At 66.8% G+C, this 24774-nt stretch carries 22 protein-coding genes, 1 tRNA gene, 1 pseudogene and 1 riboswitch; of the genes and pseudogenes, 23 read left to right on the top strand and 1 reads right to left on the bottom strand.

What is annotated here, in order from left to right; translation table 11 throughout:
* Positions 1 to 151: 151 nt before the first annotated feature.
* From QFZ42_RS10235 to QFZ42_RS10160, 16 genes are all read left to right on the top strand, one after another.
* On the top strand, positions 152 to 1117 hold the full coding sequence (locus tag QFZ42_RS10235) for a MurR/RpiR family transcriptional regulator (protein WP_307700847.1): 966 nt from the start codon (positions 152 to 154) through the stop codon (positions 1115 to 1117).
* Positions 1114 to 2073, top strand: a complete 960-nt coding sequence (locus QFZ42_RS10230) for an isoaspartyl peptidase/L-asparaginase family protein (RefSeq protein WP_307700846.1) — start codon at positions 1114 to 1116, stop codon at positions 2071 to 2073. Before QFZ42_RS10235 ends, QFZ42_RS10230 begins: the two co-directional genes overlap by 4 nt.
* 33 nt (positions 2074 to 2106) lie before the next feature.
* A complete protein-coding gene (locus tag QFZ42_RS10225) occupies positions 2107 to 3984 on the top strand; it encodes a dipeptide ABC transporter ATP-binding protein (protein ID WP_307700845.1) in 1878 nt (625 codons plus the stop codon).
* An 83-nt stretch (positions 3985 to 4067) separates the two neighbouring features.
* Positions 4068 to 5618: a glutathione ABC transporter substrate-binding protein GsiB gene (gene gsiB, locus QFZ42_RS10220; RefSeq protein WP_307700844.1), complete on the top strand. Its 1551-nt coding sequence runs from the start codon at positions 4068 to 4070 to the stop codon at positions 5616 to 5618.
* 135 nt (positions 5619 to 5753) lie between these two features.
* The gene (gene gsiC, locus QFZ42_RS10215) at positions 5754 to 6674 is read left to right on the top strand and encodes a glutathione ABC transporter permease GsiC (RefSeq protein ID WP_307700843.1); all 921 of its coding nucleotides are present in this window, start codon (positions 5754 to 5756) and stop codon (positions 6672 to 6674) included.
* Between the two features lie 10 nt (positions 6675 to 6684).
* Positions 6685 to 7605, top strand: coding sequence for a glutathione ABC transporter permease GsiD (gene gsiD, locus QFZ42_RS10210; protein ID WP_307700842.1), 921 nt, complete (start codon positions 6685 to 6687; stop codon positions 7603 to 7605).
* A 13-nt stretch (positions 7606 to 7618) separates the two neighbouring features.
* Entirely contained in the window at positions 7619 to 8701 is a 1083-nt protein-coding gene (locus tag QFZ42_RS10205) for a DmpA family aminopeptidase (RefSeq protein WP_307700841.1), read from the top strand.
* Positions 8698 to 9516 carry a M55 family metallopeptidase gene (locus tag QFZ42_RS10200; protein WP_307700840.1) on the top strand — a complete coding sequence of 273 codons (819 nt, stop codon included), beginning with the start codon at positions 8698 to 8700 and terminating at the stop codon, positions 9514 to 9516. The genes QFZ42_RS10205 and QFZ42_RS10200 overlap by 4 nt, the downstream gene beginning before the upstream one ends.
* Positions 9517 to 9795: 279 nt before the next feature.
* Complete coding sequence (locus QFZ42_RS10195; RefSeq protein ID WP_307700839.1) at positions 9796 to 11574, top strand: nitrite/sulfite reductase; 1779 nt, start codon at positions 9796 to 9798, stop codon at positions 11572 to 11574.
* A complete protein-coding gene (locus tag QFZ42_RS10190) occupies positions 11571 to 11969 on the top strand; it encodes a DUF934 domain-containing protein (protein ID WP_307700838.1) in 399 nt (132 codons plus the stop codon). Before QFZ42_RS10195 ends, QFZ42_RS10190 begins: the two co-directional genes overlap by 4 nt.
* Before the next feature lie 21 nt (positions 11970 to 11990).
* Positions 11991 to 12623, top strand: coding sequence for a phosphoadenosine phosphosulfate reductase family protein (locus QFZ42_RS10185; RefSeq protein ID WP_307700837.1), 633 nt, complete (start codon positions 11991 to 11993; stop codon positions 12621 to 12623).
* Between the two features lie 43 nt (positions 12624 to 12666).
* Complete coding sequence (gene cysD / locus QFZ42_RS10180) at positions 12667 to 13620, top strand: sulfate adenylyltransferase subunit CysD (RefSeq protein WP_307700836.1); 954 nt, start codon at positions 12667 to 12669, stop codon at positions 13618 to 13620.
* Positions 13620 to 14957 carry a sulfate adenylyltransferase subunit 1 gene (locus tag QFZ42_RS10175; RefSeq protein WP_307700835.1) on the top strand — a complete coding sequence of 446 codons (1338 nt, stop codon included), beginning with the start codon at positions 13620 to 13622 and terminating at the stop codon, positions 14955 to 14957. The genes cysD and QFZ42_RS10175 overlap by 1 nt, the downstream gene beginning before the upstream one ends.
* Before the next feature lie 44 nt (positions 14958 to 15001).
* Positions 15002 to 15331 carry a ferredoxin FdxA gene (fdxA, locus tag QFZ42_RS10170; RefSeq protein ID WP_307700834.1) on the top strand — a complete coding sequence of 110 codons (330 nt, stop codon included), beginning with the start codon at positions 15002 to 15004 and terminating at the stop codon, positions 15329 to 15331.
* Positions 15328 to 16365 carry an NAD(P)/FAD-dependent oxidoreductase gene (locus QFZ42_RS10165; RefSeq protein ID WP_307700833.1) on the top strand — a complete coding sequence of 346 codons (1038 nt, stop codon included), beginning with the start codon at positions 15328 to 15330 and terminating at the stop codon, positions 16363 to 16365. The genes fdxA and QFZ42_RS10165 overlap by 4 nt, the downstream gene beginning before the upstream one ends.
* A 99-nt stretch (positions 16366 to 16464) precedes the next feature.
* A riboswitch (TPP riboswitch) is annotated at positions 16465 to 16572 on the top strand.
* A gap of 76 nt (positions 16573 to 16648) precedes the next feature.
* The gene (locus tag QFZ42_RS10160) at positions 16649 to 17998 is read left to right on the top strand and encodes a purine-cytosine permease family protein (protein WP_307700832.1); all 1350 of its coding nucleotides are present in this window, start codon (positions 16649 to 16651) and stop codon (positions 17996 to 17998) included.
* Here the strand turns inward: QFZ42_RS10160 and thiD are convergent.
* Positions 17952 to 18809, bottom strand: a complete 858-nt coding sequence (gene thiD / locus QFZ42_RS10155) for a bifunctional hydroxymethylpyrimidine kinase/phosphomethylpyrimidine kinase (RefSeq protein WP_307700831.1) — start codon at positions 18807 to 18809, stop codon at positions 17952 to 17954. The two genes, QFZ42_RS10160 and thiD, sit on opposite strands and share 47 nt — an antisense overlap.
* Positions 18810 to 18949: 140 nt before the next feature.
* Here thiD and QFZ42_RS10150 point away from each other — a divergent pair, with 140 nt between their 5' ends.
* The 7 genes and pseudogenes from QFZ42_RS10150 to QFZ42_RS10115 all read left to right on the top strand — a co-directional run bounded on the left by QFZ42_RS10150 (position 18950) and on the right by QFZ42_RS10115 (position 24753).
* Positions 18950 to 20041: an FAD-dependent oxidoreductase gene (locus QFZ42_RS10150; RefSeq protein ID WP_307700830.1), complete on the top strand. Its 1092-nt coding sequence runs from the start codon at positions 18950 to 18952 to the stop codon at positions 20039 to 20041.
* Positions 20038 to 20241: a sulfur carrier protein ThiS gene (gene thiS / locus QFZ42_RS10145; protein ID WP_145743690.1), complete on the top strand. Its 204-nt coding sequence runs from the start codon at positions 20038 to 20040 to the stop codon at positions 20239 to 20241. The genes QFZ42_RS10150 and thiS overlap by 4 nt, the downstream gene beginning before the upstream one ends.
* A gap of 35 nt (positions 20242 to 20276) precedes the next feature.
* Positions 20277 to 21098: a thiazole synthase gene (locus tag QFZ42_RS10140; RefSeq protein WP_373423325.1), complete on the top strand. Its 822-nt coding sequence runs from the start codon at positions 20277 to 20279 to the stop codon at positions 21096 to 21098.
* A complete protein-coding gene (thiE, locus tag QFZ42_RS10135) occupies positions 21095 to 22027 on the top strand; it encodes a thiamine phosphate synthase (protein WP_307700829.1) in 933 nt (310 codons plus the stop codon). The genes QFZ42_RS10140 and thiE overlap by 4 nt, the downstream gene beginning before the upstream one ends.
* A gap of 10 nt (positions 22028 to 22037) precedes the next feature.
* Positions 22038 to 24201: pseudogene (locus QFZ42_RS10130) on the top strand (TonB-dependent siderophore receptor).
* Between the two features lie 90 nt (positions 24202 to 24291).
* A tRNA-Asn gene (locus tag QFZ42_RS10120) sits at positions 24292 to 24367 on the top strand.
* 188 nt (positions 24368 to 24555) lie between these two features.
* Positions 24556 to 24753, top strand: coding sequence for a hypothetical protein (locus QFZ42_RS10115; protein WP_307700828.1), 198 nt, complete (start codon positions 24556 to 24558; stop codon positions 24751 to 24753).
* The last annotated feature ends 21 nt before the right edge of the window (positions 24754 to 24774 follow it).

Here is a 24774-nt window from a genome sequence, read left to right as displayed (position 1 = left end):
CCTCCGGCCGGCAATCTCCGCCCTCTCACTTCGGCCTCGCGGGCCCGAAATTTGCTCATTCGATCAAAAATGACAGAAAATTTTCTTTTTTGTCTTATATTTGAAAACTGATTTACATAAAGCACCCCCTTTGGAGTGCGCGGCCCCACGAATGAGCACCAACGTCGACACCACTGGCACCACCGTGGCCCAGCGCATCGCGCAGGCGCTGCCGCGGCTGACGCGCTCGCACCGCCAGGTGGCCGATTTCGTGCTCGAGCACCCGCTGCAGGTGGCCACGCTGCCCATCGACGAGCTCGCGGCCGCGGTGGGCGTGTCTGTCGCCACCGCCAACCGCTTTGCCCGTGCGCTGGACTTCGACGGCTACGCCACCTTCCGCGCCGAGCTCGTGCGCGGCTTCGAGTCCCTGGTGGCGCCGGTGGAGCGGCTGCGCGGCAACCTGGAGCATCCGACGACCGTGGCCGAGGTGTTCGCCACTGCGCTCGACGAAAGCCGCCGCAACATCGAAGCCACGCGCCAGTCGCTGGACTACGCCGCGTGCGAGGCTGCGGTGCAGCGCATCCTGAAAGCGCGCTCGATCTACATCGGGGGCTTCGGCGCCAGCGCATGGCTCGCGGGACTGCTGCAGCACGGGCTCGACGGCAGCTGCAACGACGTGCGCATGCTCTCCAGCGTCAGCGGCGTCACGCATGCGGCGCGCACGCTCACGCATGCGGGCCCGCAAGACCTGTTCATCGGCCTGACCTTCCCGCGCTACCTCACGGACACGGTGGCGCTGGCGCAGATCGCCAAGGGCCAGGACTGCGCCGTGCTGGCGCTGACCGACCGCCCGAGTTCGCCGCTGGCGCCGCTGGCCGACGTGGTGCTCTATTGCCAGACCGAAACCAGCTACCGGCCGAACTGCGAAACCAGCGTGCTGGCATTGATCGAGGCGCTGACCAGCGCGGTTGCGCTGCGTGCACCCCGCGCGGTGCAGTCCGCGAGCCGCATCCTGCAGGCCGTGCGGCCCTGGCTGCACGGCGCGCAAGGCCTGCCGCGGGCGGACTTCTCCTCCGCGCAATCCGCCAGCGCCGCACCGGCCGGCGCCCGCAAGAAAAAGAAGAAAGCTTCCCCATGAAGAACAAAAGCATTCCCGTCATCGCCATTCATGGCGGCGCCGGCACCATCAGCGCCGCCACGACCAGCGCGGCGCAGGCGCAGGCCTATCACGACGCGCTGCAGAACATCGTGCACGCCGCGCAGGCAGCGCTGCTCCAGGGCGCATCCGCGCTCGACGCCACCTGCCTGGCCGTCGAAATGCTCGAAGAGTGCCCGCTCTTCAATGCAGGCCACGGCGCGGTTTTCACGCACGAAGAAACCCACGAGCTCGATGCCGCCGTGATGGACGGCGCCACGCTGGCCGCCGGCGCCATTGCCGGTGTGTGCCACGTCCGCCGCCCGGTGCGCGCGGCGCGTGCCGTGCTCGAAGACGGCGCGCATGTGCTGCTGGCTGGCGCGGGCGCCGAAGCCTTCGCACGCGACCACGGACTCGAAATGGTCGAGCCATTTTTCTTCTCGACCGAAGCACGCCGCCAGCAGCTCTACCGCGTGCGCGACACCGGCCGCGTGGTCACCGATCACGAAGGCGCGGCGATGACGCCGCCGCTCGACGAAGACAAGAAGTTCGGCACCGTCGGTGCCGTGGCGCTGGACATGCACGGCCACGTCGCCGCAGCCACCTCCACGGGCGGCATGACCAACAAGCGCGTCGGCCGCATCGGCGATTCGCCGCTGATCGGCGCCGGAACCTACGCCGACGACCGCACTGCCGCCGTCTCGTGCACCGGCAGCGGCGAAATGTTCATCCGCGTCGCAGCCGCCTACGACATCTGCGCGCGCATGGCCTACGGCGGCGCGACGCTCGAGGCCGCCACGCATGCGGTGGTGCACCAGTCGCTGCCCGCCATCGGCGGCACCGGCGGGCTGATCGCCGTCGACCGCCACGGCAACCTGAGCCTCGCCTTCAACACCGAAGGCATGTACCGCGGCCATGCGCGCGGTGACGAAGCGCCCATCACGGCCATCTTCGCCTGACACGCGCGCGCCACTATTTCTTTCCGCATTCCAATGTCCTCCCCTGCCCTCGCCCTGCCAGACGGCCGCGTTCTCGCCGTCGACGACCTCACCGTGCGCTTCTCGACCTCCGAGCGCACCGTCGATGCCGTCAAGAACCTCTCGTTCCACGTCGATCACGGCGAAACGCTCGCGGTGGTGGGCGAATCGGGCTCGGGCAAGTCGGTGACCTCGCTCGCACTGATGCGGCTGGTGGAGCATGGCGGCGGCCGCGTCCTCGGCGGCCGCATGGCGTTCCGCCGCCGCAACGGCGAAGTGCTCGACCTGGCCCAGGCGCGCGACGGCACGATGCGCAACATCCGCGGCGCGGACATCGCGATGATCTTCCAGGAACCGATGACTTCGCTGAACCCGGTGTTCACCGCCGGCGAACAGATCGCCGAGGCCATCCGCATCCACCAGGGCAAGAGCAATGCGGCCGCGCGCGCCGAGGCACTGCGCATGCTGGAGCTGGTGCGCATTCCCGAAGCGCGCAACGTGCTCGACCGCTTTCCGCACCAGCTGTCGGGCGGCATGCGCCAGCGCGTGATGATCGCGATGGCGCTGTCGTGCAAGCCGCAGCTGCTGATTGCCGATGAGCCGACCACGGCGCTCGACGTGACCATTCAAGCGCAGATCCTCCAGCTCATCCGCGGGCTGCAGAAGGAGATGCACATGGGCGTGCTCTTCATCACGCACGACATGGGCGTGGTGGCCGAAATTGCCGACCGCGTGCTCGTGATGTACCGCGGCGACAAGGTGGAGGCTGGCAGCTCCGACACGGTTTTTGCCTCTCCACAGCACCCCTACACCAAAGCGCTGCTGTCGGCGGTGCCCAAGCTCGGCGCGATGCAGGGCACCGACCTGCCCGCCAAGTTCGAATTGCTGCGCACCGAAGGCAGCCCCGATACCGTGCCATGCACGAACACAACGCCGCAAAGCACCGTACGCGAAGAGGCCGGCCCGATCCTGCGCGTGCGCGATCTCGTCACGCGCTTCGACGTGCGCAGCGGCCTCTTCGGCCGCGTGAAGCGCCGCGTGCATGCGGTCGAAAAGATCAGCTTCGACCTGTACCCGGGCGAAACGCTCGCGCTGGTCGGCGAATCGGGCTGCGGCAAGTCGACCACCGGCCGCTCGCTGCTGCGCCTGGTCGAAAGCCAGAGCGGCGCCATCGAGTTCGGCGGCCAGAACATCCGAGAGCTGCCGACGCGCGAACTGCAGGCGCTGCGCCGCAATATCCAATTCATCTTCCAGGACCCGTTCGCCTCGCTCGATCCGCGCGTGACGGTGGGCTTCTCGATCATGGAGCCGCTGCTCATCCACGGCATCGCCAAGGGCGCCGAGGCGCAGCAGCGCGTCGACTGGCTGCTGCAGAAGGTCGGCCTGCCGCCCGAGGTGGCGCAGCGCTATCCGCACGAGTTCTCGGGCGGCCAGCGCCAGCGCATCGCGATTGCGCGCGCGCTCGCGCTCAACCCCAAGGTGGTGGTGGCGGACGAATCGGTGTCGGCGCTGGATGTATCCATCCAGGCGCAGATCGTCAACCTGATGCTCGACCTGCAGCGTGAGCTGGGCGTGGCGTTTCTTTTCATCTCGCACGACATGGCCGTGGTGGAGCGCATCAGCCACCGCGTGGCCGTGATGTACCTCGGGCAGATCGTCGAGATCGGCCCGCGCCGCGCGGTGTTCGAAGCACCGCAGCACGCCTACACCCGCAAGCTGATGGCCGCGGTGCCGGTGGCCGACCCCTCGCGCCGCCACAAGCCGCGCGCGCTGCTCGAAGGCGAGATCCCGAGCCCGATCCGCGCCGTGGGCGACGAGCCCGACGTGCCGCCGCTGGTGCAGGTTGCGCCCGGCCACTTCGTGGCACGGCACGCCGTCGGCGGGGCTTTCTGATTTTTCACGCCCTCGGCGCTTTCTGATTTTTCTACCCGCAGGCCCTCCTGCTTTTTTCCTCGAACCGACTGGAGTTTCTTTCCATGAAGCAATCTTCTTCTTCCCTGCGATGGGCATCGGCACTGCTGGGCCTGGCCGCGCTCGCGATGACCGGCACGGCAATGGCCGCGAAAGACGCGGTGCTGTCGATCGGCTATCAACCCGAAACGCTCGATCCGTACAACACCAATACCACCATCACCACGGCCGTGACCAAGACCTTCTACGAGGGTCTCTTCCAGTTCGACAAGGACCTAAAGGTGCAGAACGTGCTGGCCGAAGGCTACGAGGTGTCGAAGGACGGCCTGGTCTACACCATCAAGCTGCGCACCGGCGTCAAGTTCCACGACGGCACCGACTTCAACGCCGAAGCCGTGAAGTTCACGCTCGACCGCGTGCTGAACCAGGACAACAAGCTGCTGCGCTACAACCAGTTCAACCGCGTGGGCAAGGTCGAGGCGCTGAACCCCACCACCGTGCGCATCACGCTGAAAGAGCCGTTCGGCCCCTTCATCAACTCGCTGGCCCATGCCTCGGCCGCGATGATTTCGCCCACCGCGCTGAAGAAGTGGGGCAACAAGGACATCGCCTTCCACCCCGTGGGCACCGGCCCGTTCGAATTCGTCGAGTGGAAGCAGACCGAAGCGGTCAAGGCCAAGAAGTTCGACGGCTACTGGAAGAAGGGCTACCCCAAGGTGGACACGGTGCAGTGGAAGCCGGTGCTCGAGAACAACACCCGTGCCGCAATGCTGCAGACCGGCGAAGCCGATTTCGCGTTCCCGATTCCCTACGAGCAGGCCGAGCTGCTGAAGAAGAGCGACAAGCTCGAAGTGGTGGCCATTCCTTCGATCATCACGCGCTTCCTGGCATTCAACATGCTGCAGAAGCCGTACGACAACCCGAAGGTGCGCGAAGCCATCGGCTACGCCATCAACAAGGAAGCACTCGCCAAGGTCGCGTTCGGCGGCTATGCCTTCCCCGCCCAGGGCGTGGTGCCGCAAGGCGTGAAGTACGCCGAGAAGATGGCGCCGATTCCGTACGACGTGAAGAAGGCCAAGGAACTCCTCAAGGAAGCCGGCTATCCCGATGGCTTCGAGTCGGTGCTGTGGAGCGCCTACAACAACACGACCAGCCAGAAGACCATTCAGTTCGTGCAGCAGCAGCTCGCGCAAGTCGGCATCAAGCTGCAGGTGCAGGCGCTCGAAGTGGGCCAGCGCACCGAGATGGTCGATGCATGGCCGGACCCCAAGACCGCCAAGGTGCGCATGTACTACACGGGCTGGTCGTCGTCGACGGGCGAAGCCGACTGGGGCCTGCGCCCGCTGTTCGCCTCTGAAGCCTGGGCGCCCAAGCTGAACAACATGTCGTTCTACAAGAGCGAGGTGGTCGACAACGCGCTGGCCAAGGCGCTGATCACTGTGGACGACAAGGAAAAGGCCGCGCTCTACAAGACCGCCCAGGAGGAAATCCGCAAGGACCTGCCGCGCGTGCCCCTGGTGACCGAGCAGAACCTGTCGGCGCACTCCAAGCGCCTGTCGGGTGTGTACGTGATGCCTGACGGCAACATCAACATCGACGCCATCTCGATCAACTGACCCACCCCCGAAGCGGCTCACTGCGTGTAGCCGCCTCCCCCTCGAGGGGGCGACACCTGCGGCCCGGCAAAGCCGGTTCTGCGGTGTCTCCCGACTGGCTCCTATGCCGCAATGAGGGCTGATTGCCTGTATGCCATGCTGAATTACTTTCTCAAACGACTGCTGGGCCTGATCCCGACGCTGCTCATCGTGGCGGTGCTGGTGTTCCTGTTCGTCCACATGCTGCCCGGCGATCCGGCGCGCTTGGCCGCCGGCCAGGAGGCCGACGAGCAGACCGTGGCCATGGTCCGCAAGGAGCTGGGCCTCGACAAACCGCTGCCGCAGCAGTTCGTGAGCTTCTTCACCCACATGCTGCAGGGCGACTTCGGCACCTCGATCCGCACGCGGCGTCCGGTGGCGACGGAGATCGGCGAGCGCTTTTTCCCGACGGTGATGCTCACCATCACCAGCATGGTGTGGGCGGTGATCTTCGGCATGGGCATCGGCATCGTCTCCGCGGTGTTCCGCAACCAATGGCCCGACCGGCTCGGCATGACGCTGGCCGTATCGGGCATCTCTTTTCCTGCATTTGCGCTCGGCATGCTGCTGATGCAGATCTTCTCGGTTCAGCTCGGCTGGCTGCCCACGGTAGGCGCCGCGACCTGGAAGCACTACATCCTGCCCTCGATCACGCTGGGCGCGGCAGTGGCCGCGGTGATGGCGCGCTTCACTCGCGCATCGTTCGTCGAAGTAATCCAGGAAGATTTTGTTCGCACCGCGCGTGCCAAGGGTGTGCGCGAGCGCACGGTCATCATCAAGCACTGCCTGCGCAACGCGCTGATTCCGGTCGTCACGATGATGGGCCTGCAGTTCGGCTTTCTGCTGGGCGGCTCGATCCTGGTCGAGGCGGTGTTCAACTGGCCCGGCCTCGGGCGCCTCCTGGTCGACGCGGTGCAGATGCGCGACTACCCCGTCATCCAGACGCTGGTGCTGCTGTTCTCGCTCGAGTTCATCCTGATCAACCTCGTGGTCGATGTGCTGTACGGCTACATCAACCCGACCATCCGCTACAAGTGAGGCAGCAGCCATGACGCAAGCTACCGGCGTGTCTGCCGAAACCATCATTCCGCCCATCGTGGCGGTGCAAACCGCGGGCAAGGTCCGCACGCCCTGGGGCGAATGCTGGCGGCGCTTCAAGAAGCAGCCCGTGGGCATCGTCGCCGCGGTGTTCGTCGGGCTGCTGGTGTTCGTCGCAGTGTTCGCGCCGTGGATCGTTCCCTTCGACGCGGAGAATTTCTTCGACTACGACATGCTGAACACCGGGCCGTCGGCCGCGCATTGGTTCGGCGTCGATCCGCTGGGCCGCGACATCTTCAGCCGCATCCTGATGGGAGCGCGCATTTCACTGATGGCCGGCTTCCTCTCGGTGCTGGTGGGCGGCTTCGTCGGCACGGCGTTCGGCCTGCTCGCGGGCTACTACGAAGGCTGGTGGGACCGCATCGTGATGCGCATTTCCGACGTGCTGTTCGCCTTCCCCGGCATTCTTCTCGCGCTCGGCGTGGTCGCGATTCTCGGCAGCAGCATGACGAACGTGGTGGTGGCCGTGTCGGTGTTCAGCGTGCCCGCCTTCGCACGCCTGGTGCGCGGCAACACGCTGGTGCTCAAGCAACAGACCTACATCGAGGCCGAGCGCAGCATCGGCGCCTCGGACTGGACCATCATCGTGCGGCACATCCTGCCGGGCACCATCTCGTCGATCGTGGTGTACTTCTCGATGCGCGTGGGCACCTCGATCATCACGGCGGCCAGCCTGTCGTTCCTGGGCATGGGCGCGCAACCGCCGACGCCCGAATGGGGCGCGATGCTCAGCGAAGCACGCGCCGACATGGTGACCTCGCCGCACGTGGCGCTGTTCCCGAGCCTGGCCATCTTCTTCACGGTGCTGGCGTTCAACCTACTGGGCGACGCGCTGCGCGATGCGCTCGATCCGAAGATCGACCGGCAGTAAATTCGTTCTTCTCATGGCATCCACCACCCTGCCCTATATCGGCCATCTGCTCCAGGGCGCGCGCAACGCCATCACCGATGTCGAAGGCGTCACGGTGGGCCACCAGACACTGGACGACGGTGCCTTGCAGACCGGCGTGACGGTGATCCGTCCGCATGCCGGTGATCCGTTCCGCGACAAGGTGCCGGCCGCGGCCGTGGTGCTGAACGGCTTCGGCAAGAGCGTGGGGCTGGTGCAGCTCGCGGAGCTCGGCGTGCTGGAAACGCCGATTGCACTGACCAACACCTTCTCGGTCGGCACGGTGGCCACGGCGCAGATCCGCCATTGCGTGGCCGCCAACCCCGAGAGCGGCCGTTCGCTGCCGACGGTCAATCCGCTGGTCTTCGAATGCAACGACGGGTTCCTGAACGACATCCAGCGGATGGCCGTGACGGAGGCGGACTATCTTCGCGCGCTCGACAGCGCCGGCGCCGAGTTCGCACAGGGCTCTGTCGGCGCGGGGCGTGGCATGTCGAGCTTCCAGCTCAAGGGGGGCATCGGAAGCGCCTCGCGCCGTGTCTCGGCGTCCGACGGCAAGCTGCACACCGTGGGCACACTGGTGCTGGCGAACTACGGGCGCCGGCCGCAACTGGTGCTGGCCGGCCACGCCGTCGGCGAGCAGTTGTCGGCCCAGCGCCCGGCCGAATGCAAGGAGCCGGAAAAAGGCTCGATCATCATCGTCGTCGCCACCGATGCCCCGCTCGATGCACGCCAGCTGCGCCGTCTGGCGCTTCGCGCGGGCGCGGGGCTGGCCCGCACCGGCTCGGTCTTCGGCCACGGCAGCGGGGACATCGTGCTGGCCTTCTCCACGGCCTACACCGTGCCCGAGCGCGTCGACCGACCGATGCCCGCGATTGCGATGCTCCACGACGGGCTGCTCGACGGGCTCTTCCAGGCTTCGGCCGACAGCACCGAGCAGGCGATTATTCATGCGCTCTGGCGCGCAACGGCCGTGACGGGCCGCGACGGCAACCACCGGGCGGCGCTCAGCGAACTGCTGCCACCCTCTTCCCTTTCTTCTTTCGCGCCTCCCACGCCCTTGCAGGCCCTCCCATGAAAGTCCTGATCTCCACCGACATCGAAGGCGTCGCCGGCGTCTACCACCACGAGCAGGCGCGGCCGGGAAACCCCGAGTACGAACGCGCCCGCCTGCTGATGACGCAGGAAGCCAATGCCGCAATCGCCGGCGCCTTCGATGCCGGTGCCACCGAGGTGCTGGTCAACGATTCGCACGGCGGCTTTCGCAACATGCCGCCCGACGTGCTCGATGCGCGCGCCCGCGTGGTGCAGGGCAAGCCGCGCTACCTGAGCATGGTGGCCGGCGTGGAAGAAGGCGTGGACGCCGTCTGCATGGTGGGCTACCACTCGCGCGCCCAAGGGCGCGGCATCCTCGCCCACACCATCAACAGCTTCGCCTTTGCCGGCATCTGGCTGGGCGACCGGGAGCTGGGCGAGGCCGGGCTCTACGGCGCATTGGCGGGCGAGTACGGCGCGCCGGTGGTCATGGGCAGCGGGGACGATGTCTTCATCGCCGAAAACCGGTCGCTCTTTCCGCATGCGACCTTTGTCGAGACGAAAAAGGCGACGGGCTTCAACAGCGGCGTGTCGCTTTCGCCGGAGCAGTCGCGGCTGGCGATCCGGGCCGGCGTGGCCGAGGCGCTGGCTGGCCGGACCAAGGCAAGTCCGCTGGTCTTCAAGGGCCCGCAGGTGGTCACGCTGCGCACCCAGTCGCCGATGATGGCCGACCTGTTCTGCCAGTGGCCGTCGTTCGAACGCATCGACGGTGTGACCTTGCGTTTCACCGCGGATACGGTGGAAGCCGCGGTGCGCATGCTGAACTGCTGCTCGGCCATGTCGTCGATGCTGCGCTGAAGGTACGGCTCCCTCTCCCAAAGGGAGAGGGAACAAACTCACGGCCGCCTCGGACTCTCCGCGGGTTTATCTTTGCTGGCTGAGAGCACTCGCGCCCTTATCCAGAATAAGCATCCAACCGCCCGGAAACCCGCATGGGCATTGGAGAATAAGCTTATCCGCATAAAGCGCGAACCAAAAAATAGTTTGCTTCCATAAGGCCGGCTTTCAGAATCTCGGCTTCTTGCTGGGGCGCCCCGTTGTACGTGCGGCACCGCACTTCTTCAAGACACACGCACGATGTACCAATACACAGAATTCGATCGCCAGTTCGTTCACCAACGGGCCGCCCAGTTCAGAGACCAGCTCGAGCGCTGGCAAAAGGGCCGCCTCCATGAAGACGAGTTCCGTCCTTTGCGCCTGCAAAACGGCTGGTACGTGCAGCGCTACGCACCGATGCTGCGCGTGGCCGTGCCCTACGGCGAGCTTTCGAGCCGCCAGCTGCGCGTGCTGGCCCGCATCGCACGCGAGTACGACGAGCCCGAGGCCGAGGTCTACAAGAAGGCGCTGGAAACCCAGGGCCTGCTCGGCACCAAGAAACTGCCCACGCACTACGCCCACTTCTCGACGCGCCAGAACGTCCAGTACAACTGGATTCCGCTTTCCAAGTCGGCCGATGTGATGGACCTGCTGGCTTCGGTCGACATGCACGGCATCCAGACCAGCGGCAATTGCATCCGCAACATCACGAGCGACGAGCGTGCCGGCATTGCCGTCGACGAAATCGCTGATCCGCGCCCGTTCGCGGAAATCATGCGCCAGTGGAGCACGCTGCACCCCGAGTTCGCGTTCCTGCCGCGCAAGTTCAAGATTGCCATCACCGGCGCCACCGAAGATCGCGCCGCCACCGGCTGGCATGACGTGGGCCTGCATGTCGTGAAGAACGAGGCCGGCGACATCGGCTTTCGCGTGCAGGTGGGCGGCGGCATGGGCCGCACGCCCATCATCGGCACCGTGCTGCGCGAATTCCTGCCGTGGCACCAGATCATGAATTACCTCGAAGCGGTGATTCGTGTCTACAACCGCTACGGCCGCCGCGACAACATCTACAAGGCGCGCATCAAGATTCTGGTGAAGGCCGAAGGCCAGCGCTACATCGACGACGTGGAAGCCGAGTACAAGCAGATCGTCGAGCACGACGGCGCACCGCACACCATCACGCAGGAAGAGTACGACCGCGTGGCCGCCTCCTTCGTGCCGCCGACGCTCGCCACCCGTGTGCTGCAAAGCGCTGAAAAAACCGATGCCGAGCTGCGCGCCCACGCTGCCGACGACGTGCAGTTTGCCCGCTGGCTGGCCCGCAACGTGGCGCCGCACAAGAACCCCGCACTGCGCGCCGTCACGCTCTCGTTCAAGCGCCTGAAGCAGGCACCGGGCGATGCCTCGGCCGACCAGCTCGACACCCTCGCCGTGCTGGCCGACCGCTTCTCGGCCGGCGAAGCCCGCGTGACGCACGACCAGAACATCGTGCTGCCCTGGGTGCATGCCGAAGACCTGCATGCGCTGTGGCTTGCCGCCCGCGCGGCCGGCTTTGCCAGCGCGAACGTGCACCTCTTGACCGACATGATCGCCTGCCCGGGCGGCGACTTCTGCTCACTGGCCAATGCGCGCTCCATTCCCATTGCCGAAGCCATCACCGAGCGCTACCAGGACCTCGACGAGCTCGACGACCTGGGCGAAATCGATCTGCACATCAGCGGTTGCATCAACTCCTGCGGCCACCACCACAGCGGCCACATCGGCATCCTGGGCGTCGACAAGGACGGCAAGGAGTGGTACCAGGTGTCGCTGGGCGGCTCCGACGGCTCCGCGCTCAGCGGCACGCCGCAGGCCGGCAAGGCGGTCGGCCCCTCGTTCTCGGCGGCCGAAGTGCCGGGCGTGATCGAGGCCGTGCTCACCACCTACCGCGACACCCGCGAAGGCGGCGAGACCTTCATCGACACGCTGCGCCGCGTGGGCCACGACCCGTTCAAGGCCGCGGCCAACGGTGCGCGTTTCAAGGTGGAGGAAGCAGCATGAACAGGACCCTCAACATCCTGGCCGCCGACGAACACATCGACGACGGCGATCCGAAGGTTCTGCAGTTGCCGAACGATGCCGATCCGCAGGCCATCGAGGTGTGCCTGGAAGACATCGAGCGCATCGACCTGAGCTTTCCGAAGTTCACCGATGGGCGCGCCTATAGCCAGGCGTTTCTGCTGCGCCGCCGCCTCGGCTTCAAGGGCGACATCCGCGCCACGGGCGATGTGCTGATCGACCAGCTGGTGCAGATGGAGCGCACCGGCTTCTCCAGCGCCGTGCTCAAGGAAGGCGTGGACGCCACCGACGCACAACGCCAGTTCGACCGTTTTGCCGCCTTCTACCAGGGCGACGCGGTAAAGACAGCGCCGCACTTCGCGGCTGCCGGCAGCTGAAGCCGCACAGGAACCTTCGACATGAGCATCGCCACGGACATCGACTTCGCACGCATCAACACCGAACTCGGCCGCAACGCCGAGGGCCTGGTGGACTGGGCGATCGGCCTGGGCCAGCCCGCAATCGTCACCACCAACTTCCGCCCTTTCGAGGCCGTGATCCTGCACATGGTCACGCGTGCAAAGCGGGATGTTCCCGTGGTGTGGATGGACAACGGCTACAACACCGAGGCCACCTACCGCTTTGCCGACGAGGTGACGAAGCAGCTGGGCCTCGACTTGCACATCTACCTGCCGCGCCGCTCGCGTGCGCATCGCGAAGCGGTAGAGGGCCCAACCCCGGCGCTCGACGATCCGCGCCACGCCGCCTTTACCGAAGAGGTGAAGCTGGAGCCCTTTGCCCGCGCGCTGCGCGAAACGGCGCCCAAGGTGTGGTTCACCGCGCTGCGCGCCACCGACACGGCCGTGCGCGCGCAGATGGACCCGGTCAGCGTCAATCCGGACGGCCTGATCAAGGTCGCGCCGCTGCTGCACTGGTCGTCCAAGGATTTGTACGAGTACTGCGAAGCGCACGGCCTGCCCAACAACTTCGACTACGTGGACCCGACCAAGGGCGAAGACAACCGCGAGTGCGGATTGCATCTCGAGCACTGAGCGCCCACGCCACACCGACTCTTCGCATCCAGAGCCCCATCCGATGAACGCCCGTACCGAAAACGAACTGCTGCTGCCGCCCATGCACTCTCCCGCGCGCCTGTCCAACACGCACCTCGATGCGCTCGAAGAGGAAACCGTCTTCATCCTGCGCGAAGTGGCCGCCGCCTTCGAGCGGCCCACCCTGCTGTTCTCGGGCGGCAAGGATTCGCTGGTGCTGCTGAAATGCGCCGAAAAGGCTTTCGGCGCAGGCCGCATTCCTTATCCGCTGCTGATGATCGACACCGGCCACAACTTCCCTGAAGTAACGGCCTACCGCGACCAGCGCGCACAGGAACTCGGCGCCAAGCTCATCGTGCGCAGCGTCGAAGACTCGATGGCGCGCGGCACCGTGCGCCTGGCGCACCCCGGCGAATCGCGCAATGCGCACCAGTCGGTCACGCTGCTCGAAGCGATTGAAGAGTTCCGCTTCGATGCGTTGATCGGTGGCGCCCGCCGCGACGAGGAAAAAGCGCGCGCCAAGGAGCGCATCTTTTCGCACCGCGATTCCTTCGGCCAATGGCAGCCCAAGGACCAGCGCCCTGAACTCTGGACGCTGTTCAACACGCGCCTTGCACCGGGCGAGCACTTCCGCGTGTTCCCGATCTCGAACTGGACCGAGCTCGACGTGTGGCAATACATCGAGCGCGAGCACGTCGGCCTGCCCTCGATCTACTACACGCACAAGCGCGAAGTGGTCGAACGCCGCGGCCTCTTGGTGCCCGTGACCGAACTGACCCCGCCGCGCGACGGCGAAACGGTGCAGGTGCGCAACGTGCGCTTTCGCACCGTGGGCGACATCACGACCACCTGCCCGGTCGAAAGCCTCGCGGCCGATGCCGGGGACGTGGTGCTGGAGACGCTGTCGGTCGACGTGAGCGAACGCGGTGCGACGCGCATGGACGACATGACCTCCGAAGCTTCGATGGAAAAACGCAAGAAAGACGGTTACTTCTGATGAGCGCGACGACAGCAACCCTCGATAGCACCGCCCTGCACGGCGACACCGGCACCGCCCTGCGCTTCATCACCTGCGGCTCGGTCGACGACGGCAAGAGCACGCTGATCGGCCGCCTGCTGGTCGACAGCAAGACCGTGCTGCAAGACCAGCTCGCCGGCGTGCAGCGCGGCGGCGAAACCGACTTGGCCCTCTTGACCGACGGCCTCTCGGCTGAGCGCGAACAGGGCATCACGATCGACGTGGCCTACCGCTACTTCTCGACCGCCAAGCGCAAGTTCATCATCGGCGACGCGCCGGGCCATGAGCAGTACACCCGCAACATGGTCACGGCCGCCTCGGCCGCCGATGCCGCCGTGGTGCTGGTCGACGCCACCAAGCTGGCCTGGGCCGCCGAAGTGGAAGACGGCACCGTGGTCAAGCGCGAACTGCTGCCGCAAACGCGCCGCCACACGCTGCTGAGCCATCTGCTGCGCGTGCAGTCGATCGTGTTCGCGGTCAACAAGCTCGACGCCATCGACGATGCCGGCCTGGCCTTCGAACGCATCTCGACCGCCCTGACCACCTTCGCCGAGGCGGCCGGCGTGCAGGTGGCCGGCATCGTTCCCATCTCGGCCCTCAAGGGCTGGAACGTGGCCACGCGCCATGCCGACTGGGTGGGCTACGAAGGCCCGAGCCTGCTCGAACTGCTCGAGGACCTGCCGGTCACCGTGCAGGACGAGGCCGTGCCTTTCGCGTTTCCGGTGCAGTGGGTCGAAAAGTTCTCTTCCTCGGCCGACACCTCGCAAGGCCGCCGCGTGTTCTGGGGCCGCGTGGCCTCGGGCCACGTGGAACCCGGCCAGCGCGTGACCGTGCTGCCCAGCAACCAGACCGCCACGGTCGCCCAGGTGCTGAGCCATACGCGTCAGCCGAAGACCGTGCACGCGGGCCACAGCGCCGGCATCGTGCTCGACCGCGAAGTCGACGTGTCGCGCGGCGACTGGCTGCTGGCGCCCGACGCCTTCGAGCCGGTGCGCGAAATCACCGCCACCGTGGCCTGGCTCGACGACGAGCCACTGGTCGCGGGACGCGTGTACTGGGCGCTGCAGGGGCATCGCTGGGTCAAGGCCAAGGTGGCGCGCATCGTCGATCGCGTGAACATCACGACGCTCGAATCCGAACCCGCCACGCAGCTGGAAGCCAATTCCATCGGCGACGTGGTGCTGGCGTTGCAGCAGCCCTTGGCGGTTCTGCCCTTCACGCAATCGCGCGCCTTGGGCTCGCTGGTGCTGGTCGATACGGCCTCCCACAAGACCGCCGCGGCGGTGCTCGTGCAGCCTGCCGCCGCAAAGGCCTAAAATCTCGGGTTTTCCCGACCACACACATTGACGTTAGAAGACAAATGACCCACGTCGTCTCTGAAGCCTGCATCCGCTGCAAATACACCGACTGCGTGGACGTGTGCCCCGTGGATTGCTTCCGCGAAGGTCCGAACATGCTGGTGATCGACCCGGACGAGTGCATCGATTGCGCGGTCTGCATCCCCGAATGCCCGGTCAATGCGATCTACGCCGAGGAAGACCTCCCGGCCAACCAGATCGCCTTCATCAAGCTCAATGCCGAACTCGCGCTGGCCGACGGCTGGAAGAGCATCACCAAGCGCAAGCCTGCGCTGCCCGATGCCGACGACTGGAAAGACAAGACCGACAAGGTCGGCGAACTGGTCCGTTGAACCCCGAAGGCGCAGCCCCCATCGAAACCGACGCGCTCATCATCGGCGCCGGTCCGGTCGGGCTGTTCCAGGCCTTTCAGCTCGGCCTGCTCGAGATCTCCTGCCACATCGTCGATGCGCTGCCCGCCGCGGGCGGCCAGTGCATGGCGCTCTACGGCGACAAGCCGATCTACGACATTCCCGGCACCCCGGTCACCAGCGGGCGCGGCCTCGCGCAATCGCTGCTGGAGCAGGTGGCGCCGTTCAAGCCGCAGTTTCATTTCGGCGAACAGGTCGCCACGCTCGAACGGCAGGCCGATGAGCGCCTGCTGCTGACGACTTCGGCGGGCACGGCTTTCCTGGCCAAGACGGTGTTCATCGCGGCCGGCGTCGGCGCCTTCGTGCCCAAGCACATTGCCGTCGAAGGCATTGCGCGATTCGAGGGCAGCTCGCTTTTCTATCACCCCGATTCGCTGGACCGCTTTGCGGGGCAGACGGTGGTGGTGAATGGCGGAGACGACGTTGCGCTGGAAACCGCCATTGCGCTCACGGGCATCGCCAAGCAGGTCACGCTGGTGCATCGGCGCGATGGTTTCCAGGCCGATGAGGCGAACATTGCCTCGATGCGCGCCCTCGTGACCGCGGGCAAGCTGGCCTTCAAGGTCGGCCAGCCCACCGCCTTCGACGGCAAGCAACTGCAGATCACCACGCCCGAGGCAACGACCGTCGACTTGCCGCTCGATGCGCTGGTCGCCTGCCTCGGCATCTCGCCCCGCCTCGGCCCCATTGCCGACTGGGGCCTGGAGCTCGAACGCAAGCAGGTGCCCGTCGACACCGAAAAATACGAAACGCGAGAGCGCGGCGTGTTCGCGGTGGGCGACATCAACACTTACCCGGGCAAGAAGAAGCTCATCGTCTGCGGCTTCCACGAGGCCACTCTGGCCGCCTGGGGCGCCGCTGCCCTGGTGTTCCCGGGCAAGGCGATTCCGCTGCAGTACACGACCACCAGCACCCGGCTGCATGAACTGCTGGGCGTGGCCGGCGCTCGCCGCTAAAGATCGCCGAAGCCGTCGGCGGGCCGATTGCCCCCCACCGTCTGGATGCTGCGCGCCGAGGCTCGTACAATAGTTTCCGCTTTGCGCCACGGCGCGGAGCACCACCGCTAGGGGTGTCGAACCGGAATCAGTTCCGGGGCTGACTGAGAGAGTCCCTTTGAACCTGACTGAGGTAATCCTCGCGCAGGGAAGCTGGTCCGGCGGCCTGTCGCGTTGTCTCGCGCGATGGCTCCACCGCCGGAGCCTCGCCCACCTGCCAAACCTTTTGCACTGGAGCAACTGGATGGCACACGACGATGAACTTTCTTCCGCCAACGAGGCGCTGGCGCCGTTGCCCGCGTCGCAGCGCGTGTTCGGCTGGCACGACCACGCCTCGCTCTGGTTCAGCCTGGGCGTCGGGCTGCTGGTGATGCAGATCGGCGCCTACCTGGTGCCGGCGGTGGGCACGCGCGACGCGGCCATCGCGATCGTGCTGGGCTCGCTGCTCGGCGCGGGTCTGCTGGCCTGGACCGCGCGGCTGGGCTGCGAAACCGGCCTGGCGAGCGCCGGGCTGATGCACGCCACCTACGGCAGCGCCTTCGCGCGGCTGCCGGTGCTGCTCAACATCGTGCAGCTGGTGGGCTGGACCACCTTCGAGCTCGTGATCATGCGCGAGGGCACGCAGGCGATCGGCCAGCAGGCATTCGGTTTGACGCTCACCGGGCCGCTCGGCGGCGCCCTCACCACGCTGCTCTGGGGCGCGGTGCTGTTGGTGCTGCTGGCAGGCTCCATGGTCAAGCTGGTGCGGCGCTTCGTCAGCCGCTTCGGCCTGCCGCTGGTGGTGCTGTCGCTGCTCTGGCTCAGCTGGCAATTCGCGACGCGGCTGCAGGCCAAGGGGCTGGATGCCTTCTGGGCGCGGCCGGGCGACGGCAGCATGGGCATGTTCGGCGCGCTCGACCTCGTGATTGCCATGCCGGTGTCGTGGCTGCCGCTGGTGGCCGACTACGCGCGCCACGGCAAGCGCAGCGCCTCGGGCAAGGGCGGGCTCGGCAGCGCGTTCAGCGGCACCTGGATCGGCTATGCGCTCGCCAACATCTGGTGCTACGCCCTCGGCGTGATGGTGGTCAGCGTGGCCGAGCCGGGCACGGGCCTGGTCACCGCACTGCTGCTCGCGCAAGGCGGGCTGGTAGCGCTGGGGCTGATCCTGATCGACGAACTCGACAACGCGTATGGCGATGTCTATTCGGGCTCGGTGTCCACCCACAGCCTGCTGCCGCGCTGGAGCGTGAAGCGCTGGGGCCTGCTGCTGGCCGTGCTGTGCATTGCGCTCGCGCTGGTGCTGCCGATGCACACGCTCGAACCTTTCCTGCTGCTGCTGAGTTCGGTGTTCGTGCCGTTGTATGGCGTGATCCTCGGTCGCCTCGGCAGCGGCCAGGCTGCGACGGCCGCCAGTGCGCGCCAGATCGATTGGGGCGCGGCGCTGATCTGGATCGCAGGCATTGCGGCTTATCACGCGCTTGCCAAATGGGCACCGCAGTTCGGCTCGGCGCTGCCCACACTGGCAGCCACCTTCTTGCTGGCCTGGATCAGCCGGCCCAAGGCTACGTCTACAACGGCAAGCGATGCGCCGGCACTGGCGCAAAGCCGTGGTTGAGCGGACCGTGTCCCGCACCGACCTTCACATCCGCACCGGCGGCCATGGCGCCGACGACATAGGCGCGCGCACGCTCGACGGCCTCGGGCAACCCGAAGCCCAGCGCCAGATGCGCCGCAATGGCGGAAGACAGCGTGCAGCCGGTGCCGTGCAGGTTGCGGCTCGCGATGCGCCGCGAGGCCAAGCGCTTGCGGGCGCCGTCGGACTGCAGCAGCACGTCGACCACGTCGTCGCCGGGCAGGTGGCCGCCCTTGAGCAGCACGGCCTGCGCGCCGAGCGCCAGCAGTTCGCCAGCCGCAGCGTCGAGTGCATCGACACCCTCGATGGCATGCCCGATCAGCAAGGCGGCCTCGTCGAGATTGGGCGTGACCACCACGGCGCGCGGGAACAGTTCGCGCACCAGCACCTGCACGGTTTCCGAAGCAATCAGCCGGTCGCCGCTGGTGGCAACCATCACCGGGTCGAGCACCACGTTCGGCAGCCGGTAGTGGTCGATGGCCCAGGCCACCACCTCGACGATCTCGGGAGCGTGCAGCATGCCGAGCTTGACCGCATCGACGCCGATGTCTTCGACCACCGCCTGGATCTGTGCCTTGAGGAAAGCCGGCGGCACGCCGTGGATGCCCGAGACGCCGAGCGTGTTCTGCGCGGTGAGCGCGGTGATGGCCGTCATGCCGTAGCAGCCGAGCGCCGCGAAGGTCTTCAGGTCGGCCTGGATACCGGCACCGCCGCCGCTGTCGGAGCCGGCGATCGAGAGCACGCGTGCGTAGCGCAGGGGCGCCTGCGGTGCGGTGGAAGGTGCGTGGGTCATGCTGAAAATTATCGGCGACTGGCCCGGTCTTTCTCCCTCCCCTTCCGGGGGAGGGTTGGGGTGGGGGCACGCGGCGTGCCCAAGGGGCGCTCTGGCTTCCCCCATCCCAGCCTTCCCCCAGAGGGGGAAGGAGCAACACCATGAGCGTGCCATTCCAATCGGCCGCCATCCTCGGCGCAGGCCTCATGGGCCGGCTGCTCGCGGTCACGCTGGCGCGGGCCGGTTGCAAGGTCGATCTGTTCGAAGCGGGCGGCCCGCAGGCCGAAGGCGCCGCCGCGCGCGTGGCCGCAGCCATGCTCGCGCCGTTGGCGGAATCGGCCGTGGCGCCGGTGTCCGTCGTGCGCATGGGCCAGTACGCGCTGTCGCGCTGGCCTGAGCTGCTGGCACCGTTGGCACAGCCTGTTTTCTTCCAGCGCGAAGGCACGCTGGTGCTGTGGCACCGTCAAGACGCCGCCGAGGCCGCACGGCTCGCGCGCGTGCTGGCCCGCACCGGCGCCGACGTGCCGGAGCTCGCGCCGATGCAGTCGCTCGACGGCGCCGGCATTGCCGCACTCGAGCCTTCGCTGGGCCAGCGCTTCGCACAGGGCTTGTTCCTGCCGGGCGAGGGCCAGCTCGACAATCGCGCGCTGCTTTCCGCCCTGCTCGCCACGCTGCAAGCCAGCCCCGGCGTGACGCTGCACTGGCAGTCGCCGCGCGCACCGGGCGACTTTTCCCCGAGCGCGCCGGGCCAGCCCGACTGGGTGATCGACTGCCGCGGCGTCGGCGCCCGGCCGCAGTGGAACGGACTGCGCGGCGTGCGCGGCGAAGTCATTCGCGTGCATGCGCCCGAGGTGGCGTTGCAACGGCCGACGCGGCTGGTGCATCCGCGCTATCCGCTCTACATCGCACCCAAGCCCGGCGGCGTGTTCGTGATCGGCGCGACCGAGATCGAGTCGGACGACATGTCGCCCGCCAGCGTGCGCTCCACGCTGGAGCTGCTGAGCGCGGCCTACGCGGTGCACAGCGGTTTTGCCGAGGCCCGCATTCTGGAAATTGCAACCCAGTGCCGCCCCACCCTGCCAGACAACCTGCCGGCGATCCGCCGGCCGCAGCCGCGCGTGCTGCAGGTCAACGGCCTGTACCGCCACGGTTTCATGATCGCGCCGGCCGTGCTCGACGCAGCCATGGAGCTGCTCGTGCACGGGCATTCCGCGCTCGCACAGAACCTGGGCCTGCAAACCTCCGACGCATGACGATGAACGTCCTGATCAACGACAAGCCCTACACGCTGCCGGACGGCGCCACCGTGATCGACGCGCTGGCCGCACTCGATGCCGTGCCGCCGTTCGCGGTGGCCGTGAACCGCGAGTTCGTGCCGCGCTCGGCCCACGCAGCGCGCGCACTGCAACCCGAAGACCGCATCGAAGTGATCCGCCCCGTAACCGGCGGCTGAACAAGCAACCCACAGAGATGGAGACAACACACACCATGACGACCGCATCTTCAATTCCGGACAACGATCCGCTGGTTCTCTACGGCCAGACCTTTCACAGCCGCCTGCTGCTGGGCACCGCGCGGTACCCTTCGCCGGACCTGCTCGAAGCCGCGGTGAAGCGCGCCAGGCCCGCGATGCTGACGGCCTCGCTGCGCCGCCAGTCCGCGAGCCCGGGTGCAAGCGACAGCGGCAACGGTTTCTGGGAACTGCTGCGCCGGCTCGCGGTGCCGGTGCTGCCCAACACTGCTGGCTGCCACAGCGTGCAGGAAGTGATCGCCACCGCGCAGATGGCGCGCGAGCTCTTCGACACCCCGTGGATCAAGCTCGAGCTCATCGGCGACGATTACACGCTGCAGCCCGACACGCTGAACCTCGTCGACGCCGCATCGCAGCTGATTCGCGACGGCTTCCAGGTGCTGCCCTATTGCACCGAAGACCTCGTGCTGTGCCAACGGCTGGTCGATGTGGGCTGCCAAGCCGTGATGCCTTGGGCGGCCCCCATCGGCACCGGCCGCGGGCCGGTCAATCCCTACGCATTGCAGTTGCTGCGCGAGCGCCTCCGCGTTCCGATGCTGGTCGACGCGGGCCTGGGCCTGCCTTCGCATGCCTGCCAGGTGATGGAGTGGGGCTACGACGGCGTGCTGCTCAACACCGCGGTGGCGCTGGCGCAAGACCCGGTGTCGATGGCCGGCGCCTTTGCGGACGCCGTGCAGGCCGGCCGCGCCGCCCACCGTGCCGGGGCCATGGCCGCGCAAGACTCCGCACAGCCGAGCACGCCGGTGCTCGGCACGCCCTTCTGGCACCACACCGCATGATCACCTCGACAGATTCCCGCACTGTGGCCCACGCCATCGTTGCGGCTCAAGGACTGCGCTTCGGCGCCATCACGGCCGCGGCCGTTGCGGCGGGCCGTTTTTCCTCGGACGACCCGGTGTATCGCGGCGCGAAGCAGGCCTGCGCGGCGCTCGGCTTCATCGACATCGACGCCGAATGCCTTGCGCTCGCATGGCAGGCGCAGACAGTGCGCACCGGGGCGTTCGACGCGAGCCAATGGCCCGAAACGCCCGTGGATTTCGGCATGCGCGTGTTTCCACCCGCGGCACGTGACGATGCCTTCGCGCCCTGCCCCGAACGGCTCGGCCTCTATGCGGTTTTGCCCGATGCGCAATGGGTCGGCCGCATGGCGCGCGCCGGGGTTCCCACGGTGCAGCTTCGTTTCAAGTCGGACGACGCGGCCACCATCGAACGCGAAGTGCATGCGGCGGTCGATGCCGTGCGCGGTACGGGCGCGCTGCTCTTCATCAACGACCACTGGCAGACAGCCATTGCCGCCGGTGCCTACGGCGTGCACCTCGGCCAGGAAGACCTCGACGCGCTCGAATCCGCACAGGTGCGGCAGATCCGCGATGCGGGGCTGCGGCTCGGCGTCAGCACTCATGGCTATGCCGAGATGGTGCGTGCCGATGCGGTGAGCCCGAGCTACATCGCCATGGGTGCGGTGTATCCGACCACGCTCAAGAAGATGGCCACCGCGCCACAGGGCGTGGAACGACTCGCGGCCTATGCGCGCCTGTTGCGCGGCTATCCGCAAGTGGGCATCGGCGGCATCGATGCGGTGCGCCTGCCCCAGGTGCTCGCCACCGGCGTCGGCTCGGTCGCGGTGGTGCGCGCGCTGGTCACGGCAGAAGACCCCGAGGCTACGGCCGCGCAATGGATGGCGGCGATGAGCGCTGCTTCCGCATGAACAGAACAAGATGACAACAGAGCAATTCCTTTCTTCTGCGTGGCCACTGTCGCCCGTTTCGCGCGCAATGGCGGCCGCCTTCCTTCTGGCCGCCTCTGCAGCCCATGCGCAGCAGCCAACCGAATTGCCGGCCATCACGGTGAACGAAAGCAATGCGGCGCCGCAGGCCGAGGTGAGCGGCTTCGGCGACGTGCCGCTGCGCGAACTGCCGCTCTCGGCCACGGTGGTCGACAGCGCGCAGCTTCGCACCAGCGGTGCGCGCCGCCTCGCGGACCTGACGCAGTTCGATTCCTCGGTGACCGATGCCTACAACTCGGCCGGCTATTGGGACTACCTGACGGTGCGCGGCTTTGTGCTGGACAACCGCTTCAACTACCGGCGTGAAGGCTTGCCGATCAGCGCCGAGACCTCGATCCCGCTCGACAACAAGGAACGCGTCGAAATCCTGCGCGGGACCAGTGGCATCCAGGCCGGCACCAGTGCGCCCGGCGGCTTGGTCAACTACGTGGTCAAGCGGCCGACCGAGCAAGACCTGCGCACGCTGCGCCTCGAAACCACCAGCCGCGGCAGCGTGCTCGGCGCGCTCGACCTGGGCGGCCGCTTCGGCGCGAACCGCGAGTTCGGCTATCGGCTCAACGTGGCGAACGAAAACCTCAAGCCGCTCACGCACAACCTCGACGGCAACCGCAACATGTTCTCGCTCGCGGGCGACTGGCGCATCACGCGCGACTCGGTGCTCGAATTTGAAATCGAACGCAGCCACAAGACGCAGCCGAGCCAGAACGGCTTCAGCCTGCTGGGCAACACGCTGCCCGCGCCGGTCGATCCGAAAATCAACCTGAACAACCAGCCGTGGTCGCAGCCCTCGGAGTTCAACGCGTTGACCGGCAGCGTGCGCTTCAGCCAGGCGCTGAATGCCGACTGGCGCTGGAGCGCACAGATCGGGCAGCAACGGCTCAAGAGCGATGACCGCCTGGCCTACGCGTTCGGCTGCGGTGCCGAGGGCAACTACGACCGCTATTGTTCCGATGGCACTTTCGACTTCTACGACTTCCGCAGCGAGAACGAGCGCCGCACGCAAACCGCCGGCAGCGTGAACCTCAAGGGCAATGTGATGACCGGCAGCGTGCGGCACGAGCTCGGCTTCGGCCTGCTCGCGAGCCGCGTGCGCAATCGCTTCCAGGATCAGGCCTACAACTACGTCGGCGCCGGGAACATCTGGGCCACGGCCATCGTGCCGCCGGACCCGACGCTGACCGACGCCAACACCAACCGAAACGAGCGCTCGACCGAGCTTTCGGTGCAAGACGCCATCCGCTGGAACAGCCGCTTCACCACCTGGCTCGGCGTGCGCCACACGCGGCTGGACCGCGACGGCATCCGCACCGACGGCTCGCGGCCCACCGGCTACAAAGACGGCATCACCACGCCATGGATTGCCGCCAGCTACGCCATTCAGCCCGGGCTGCTTGCGTACGGAAGCTGGGGCAAGGGCGTGGAGTCGCAAGTCGTGCCGAACAAGAGTTCGCAATACACCAATGCCGGCGAGGCGCTGCCGGCGTTGACCTCACGCCAGTGGGAGCTTGGACTCAAGGGCGGCAACGATGTCTTCAATTGGCAGCTTGCGTGGTTCGACATCAAGCGTCCGATGACGAACCTCGATGCCTGCAGCCGGCTCGGCACCACACCCTGCGATGGCCGCTACGACGGCAGCGCCGTGCACCGCGGGCTCGAAGCCGGCGCGCAATGGAATACGGGCCCGTGGCGCCTCGGCGGCAGCGTCACGCTGATGGATGCCAAGCGCCGCGGCAGCACCGCCGAGCCCGCCATCAATGGCCAGTGGCCCACCAACGTGCCCAAGCAAGTGCTGCGCGCACAGGCCGCCTACCGTGTCGCATCGCTGCCCGGCCTCGAAGTGCTGGGACAGCTCTCGCATGAAGGCCGGCGCAACGTGCTGCCCGACGGCTCGATCACCCTGCCCCTCATGGACGCGAGTCGATGCGGTGCTGCGCTACGACACGAAACTGCGCGGCGTTCAGACGAGCTGGAGCCTCGCCATCGACAACCTGTTCGACCGCCGCTACTGGAAGGAATCGCCTTACCAGTTCGGCCACGTCTATCTCTTTCCCGGAGCGCCGCGCACGCTGCGTCTCGGGTTGAGCGTGTCGCTTTGAAAGGCGCTTCAAAAAATCTGCAGAAATTTATTGCGGCCGTGTTCGCGCGTTCAAAAGGCCAAAAAAACCACGCTATAATCTGAGGCTTGTTCCTCGATAGCTCAGTTGGTAGAGCGCCGGACTGTTAATCCGTAGGTCCCTGGTTCGAGCCCAGGTCGAGGAGCCACTACATGCCGCAAGGCCTCTGAATGCCCCGCTACTTCAAAGGTAGCGGGGCATTGTCTTTTGGGGCCCCGCAGCGGCAAGCGCAAACAGCGCGCAATCGCTGCGCGGCGTTACAAAAAGACGGGGCTCCGTCTGACATGTTTGGTTTTGAAACACCCCAATCTCCGGTGTTCTCGATAGGAGGTTGAGATGGTAGATCGTGAAAAGAAAAGCGGCCCCGGTTCGCAACCGGCCAGGGGCGTCTTGTGGGTGATCGTCGCAATGGCGGCCGTCATCTGCACCCTTGCGCTCCTGCACCTTGCGGTACAGCGCGAGCGCGCGGCGGCGGCAGCAGGCCAGGTCGATTTTCAGTTGCTGTCGGGCGTCTCTGTCGGCGCCTCGAAGTAGACGCTCAGCAGCAGCAGCAGC

The sequence above is a fragment of the Variovorax paradoxus genome (assembly GCF_030815855.1).
In the GTDB taxonomy this organism is placed as follows: Bacteria; Pseudomonadota; Gammaproteobacteria; order Burkholderiales; family Burkholderiaceae_C; genus Variovorax; species Variovorax paradoxus_M.
This window is presented reverse-complemented; position numbering and strand designations above follow the sequence as displayed.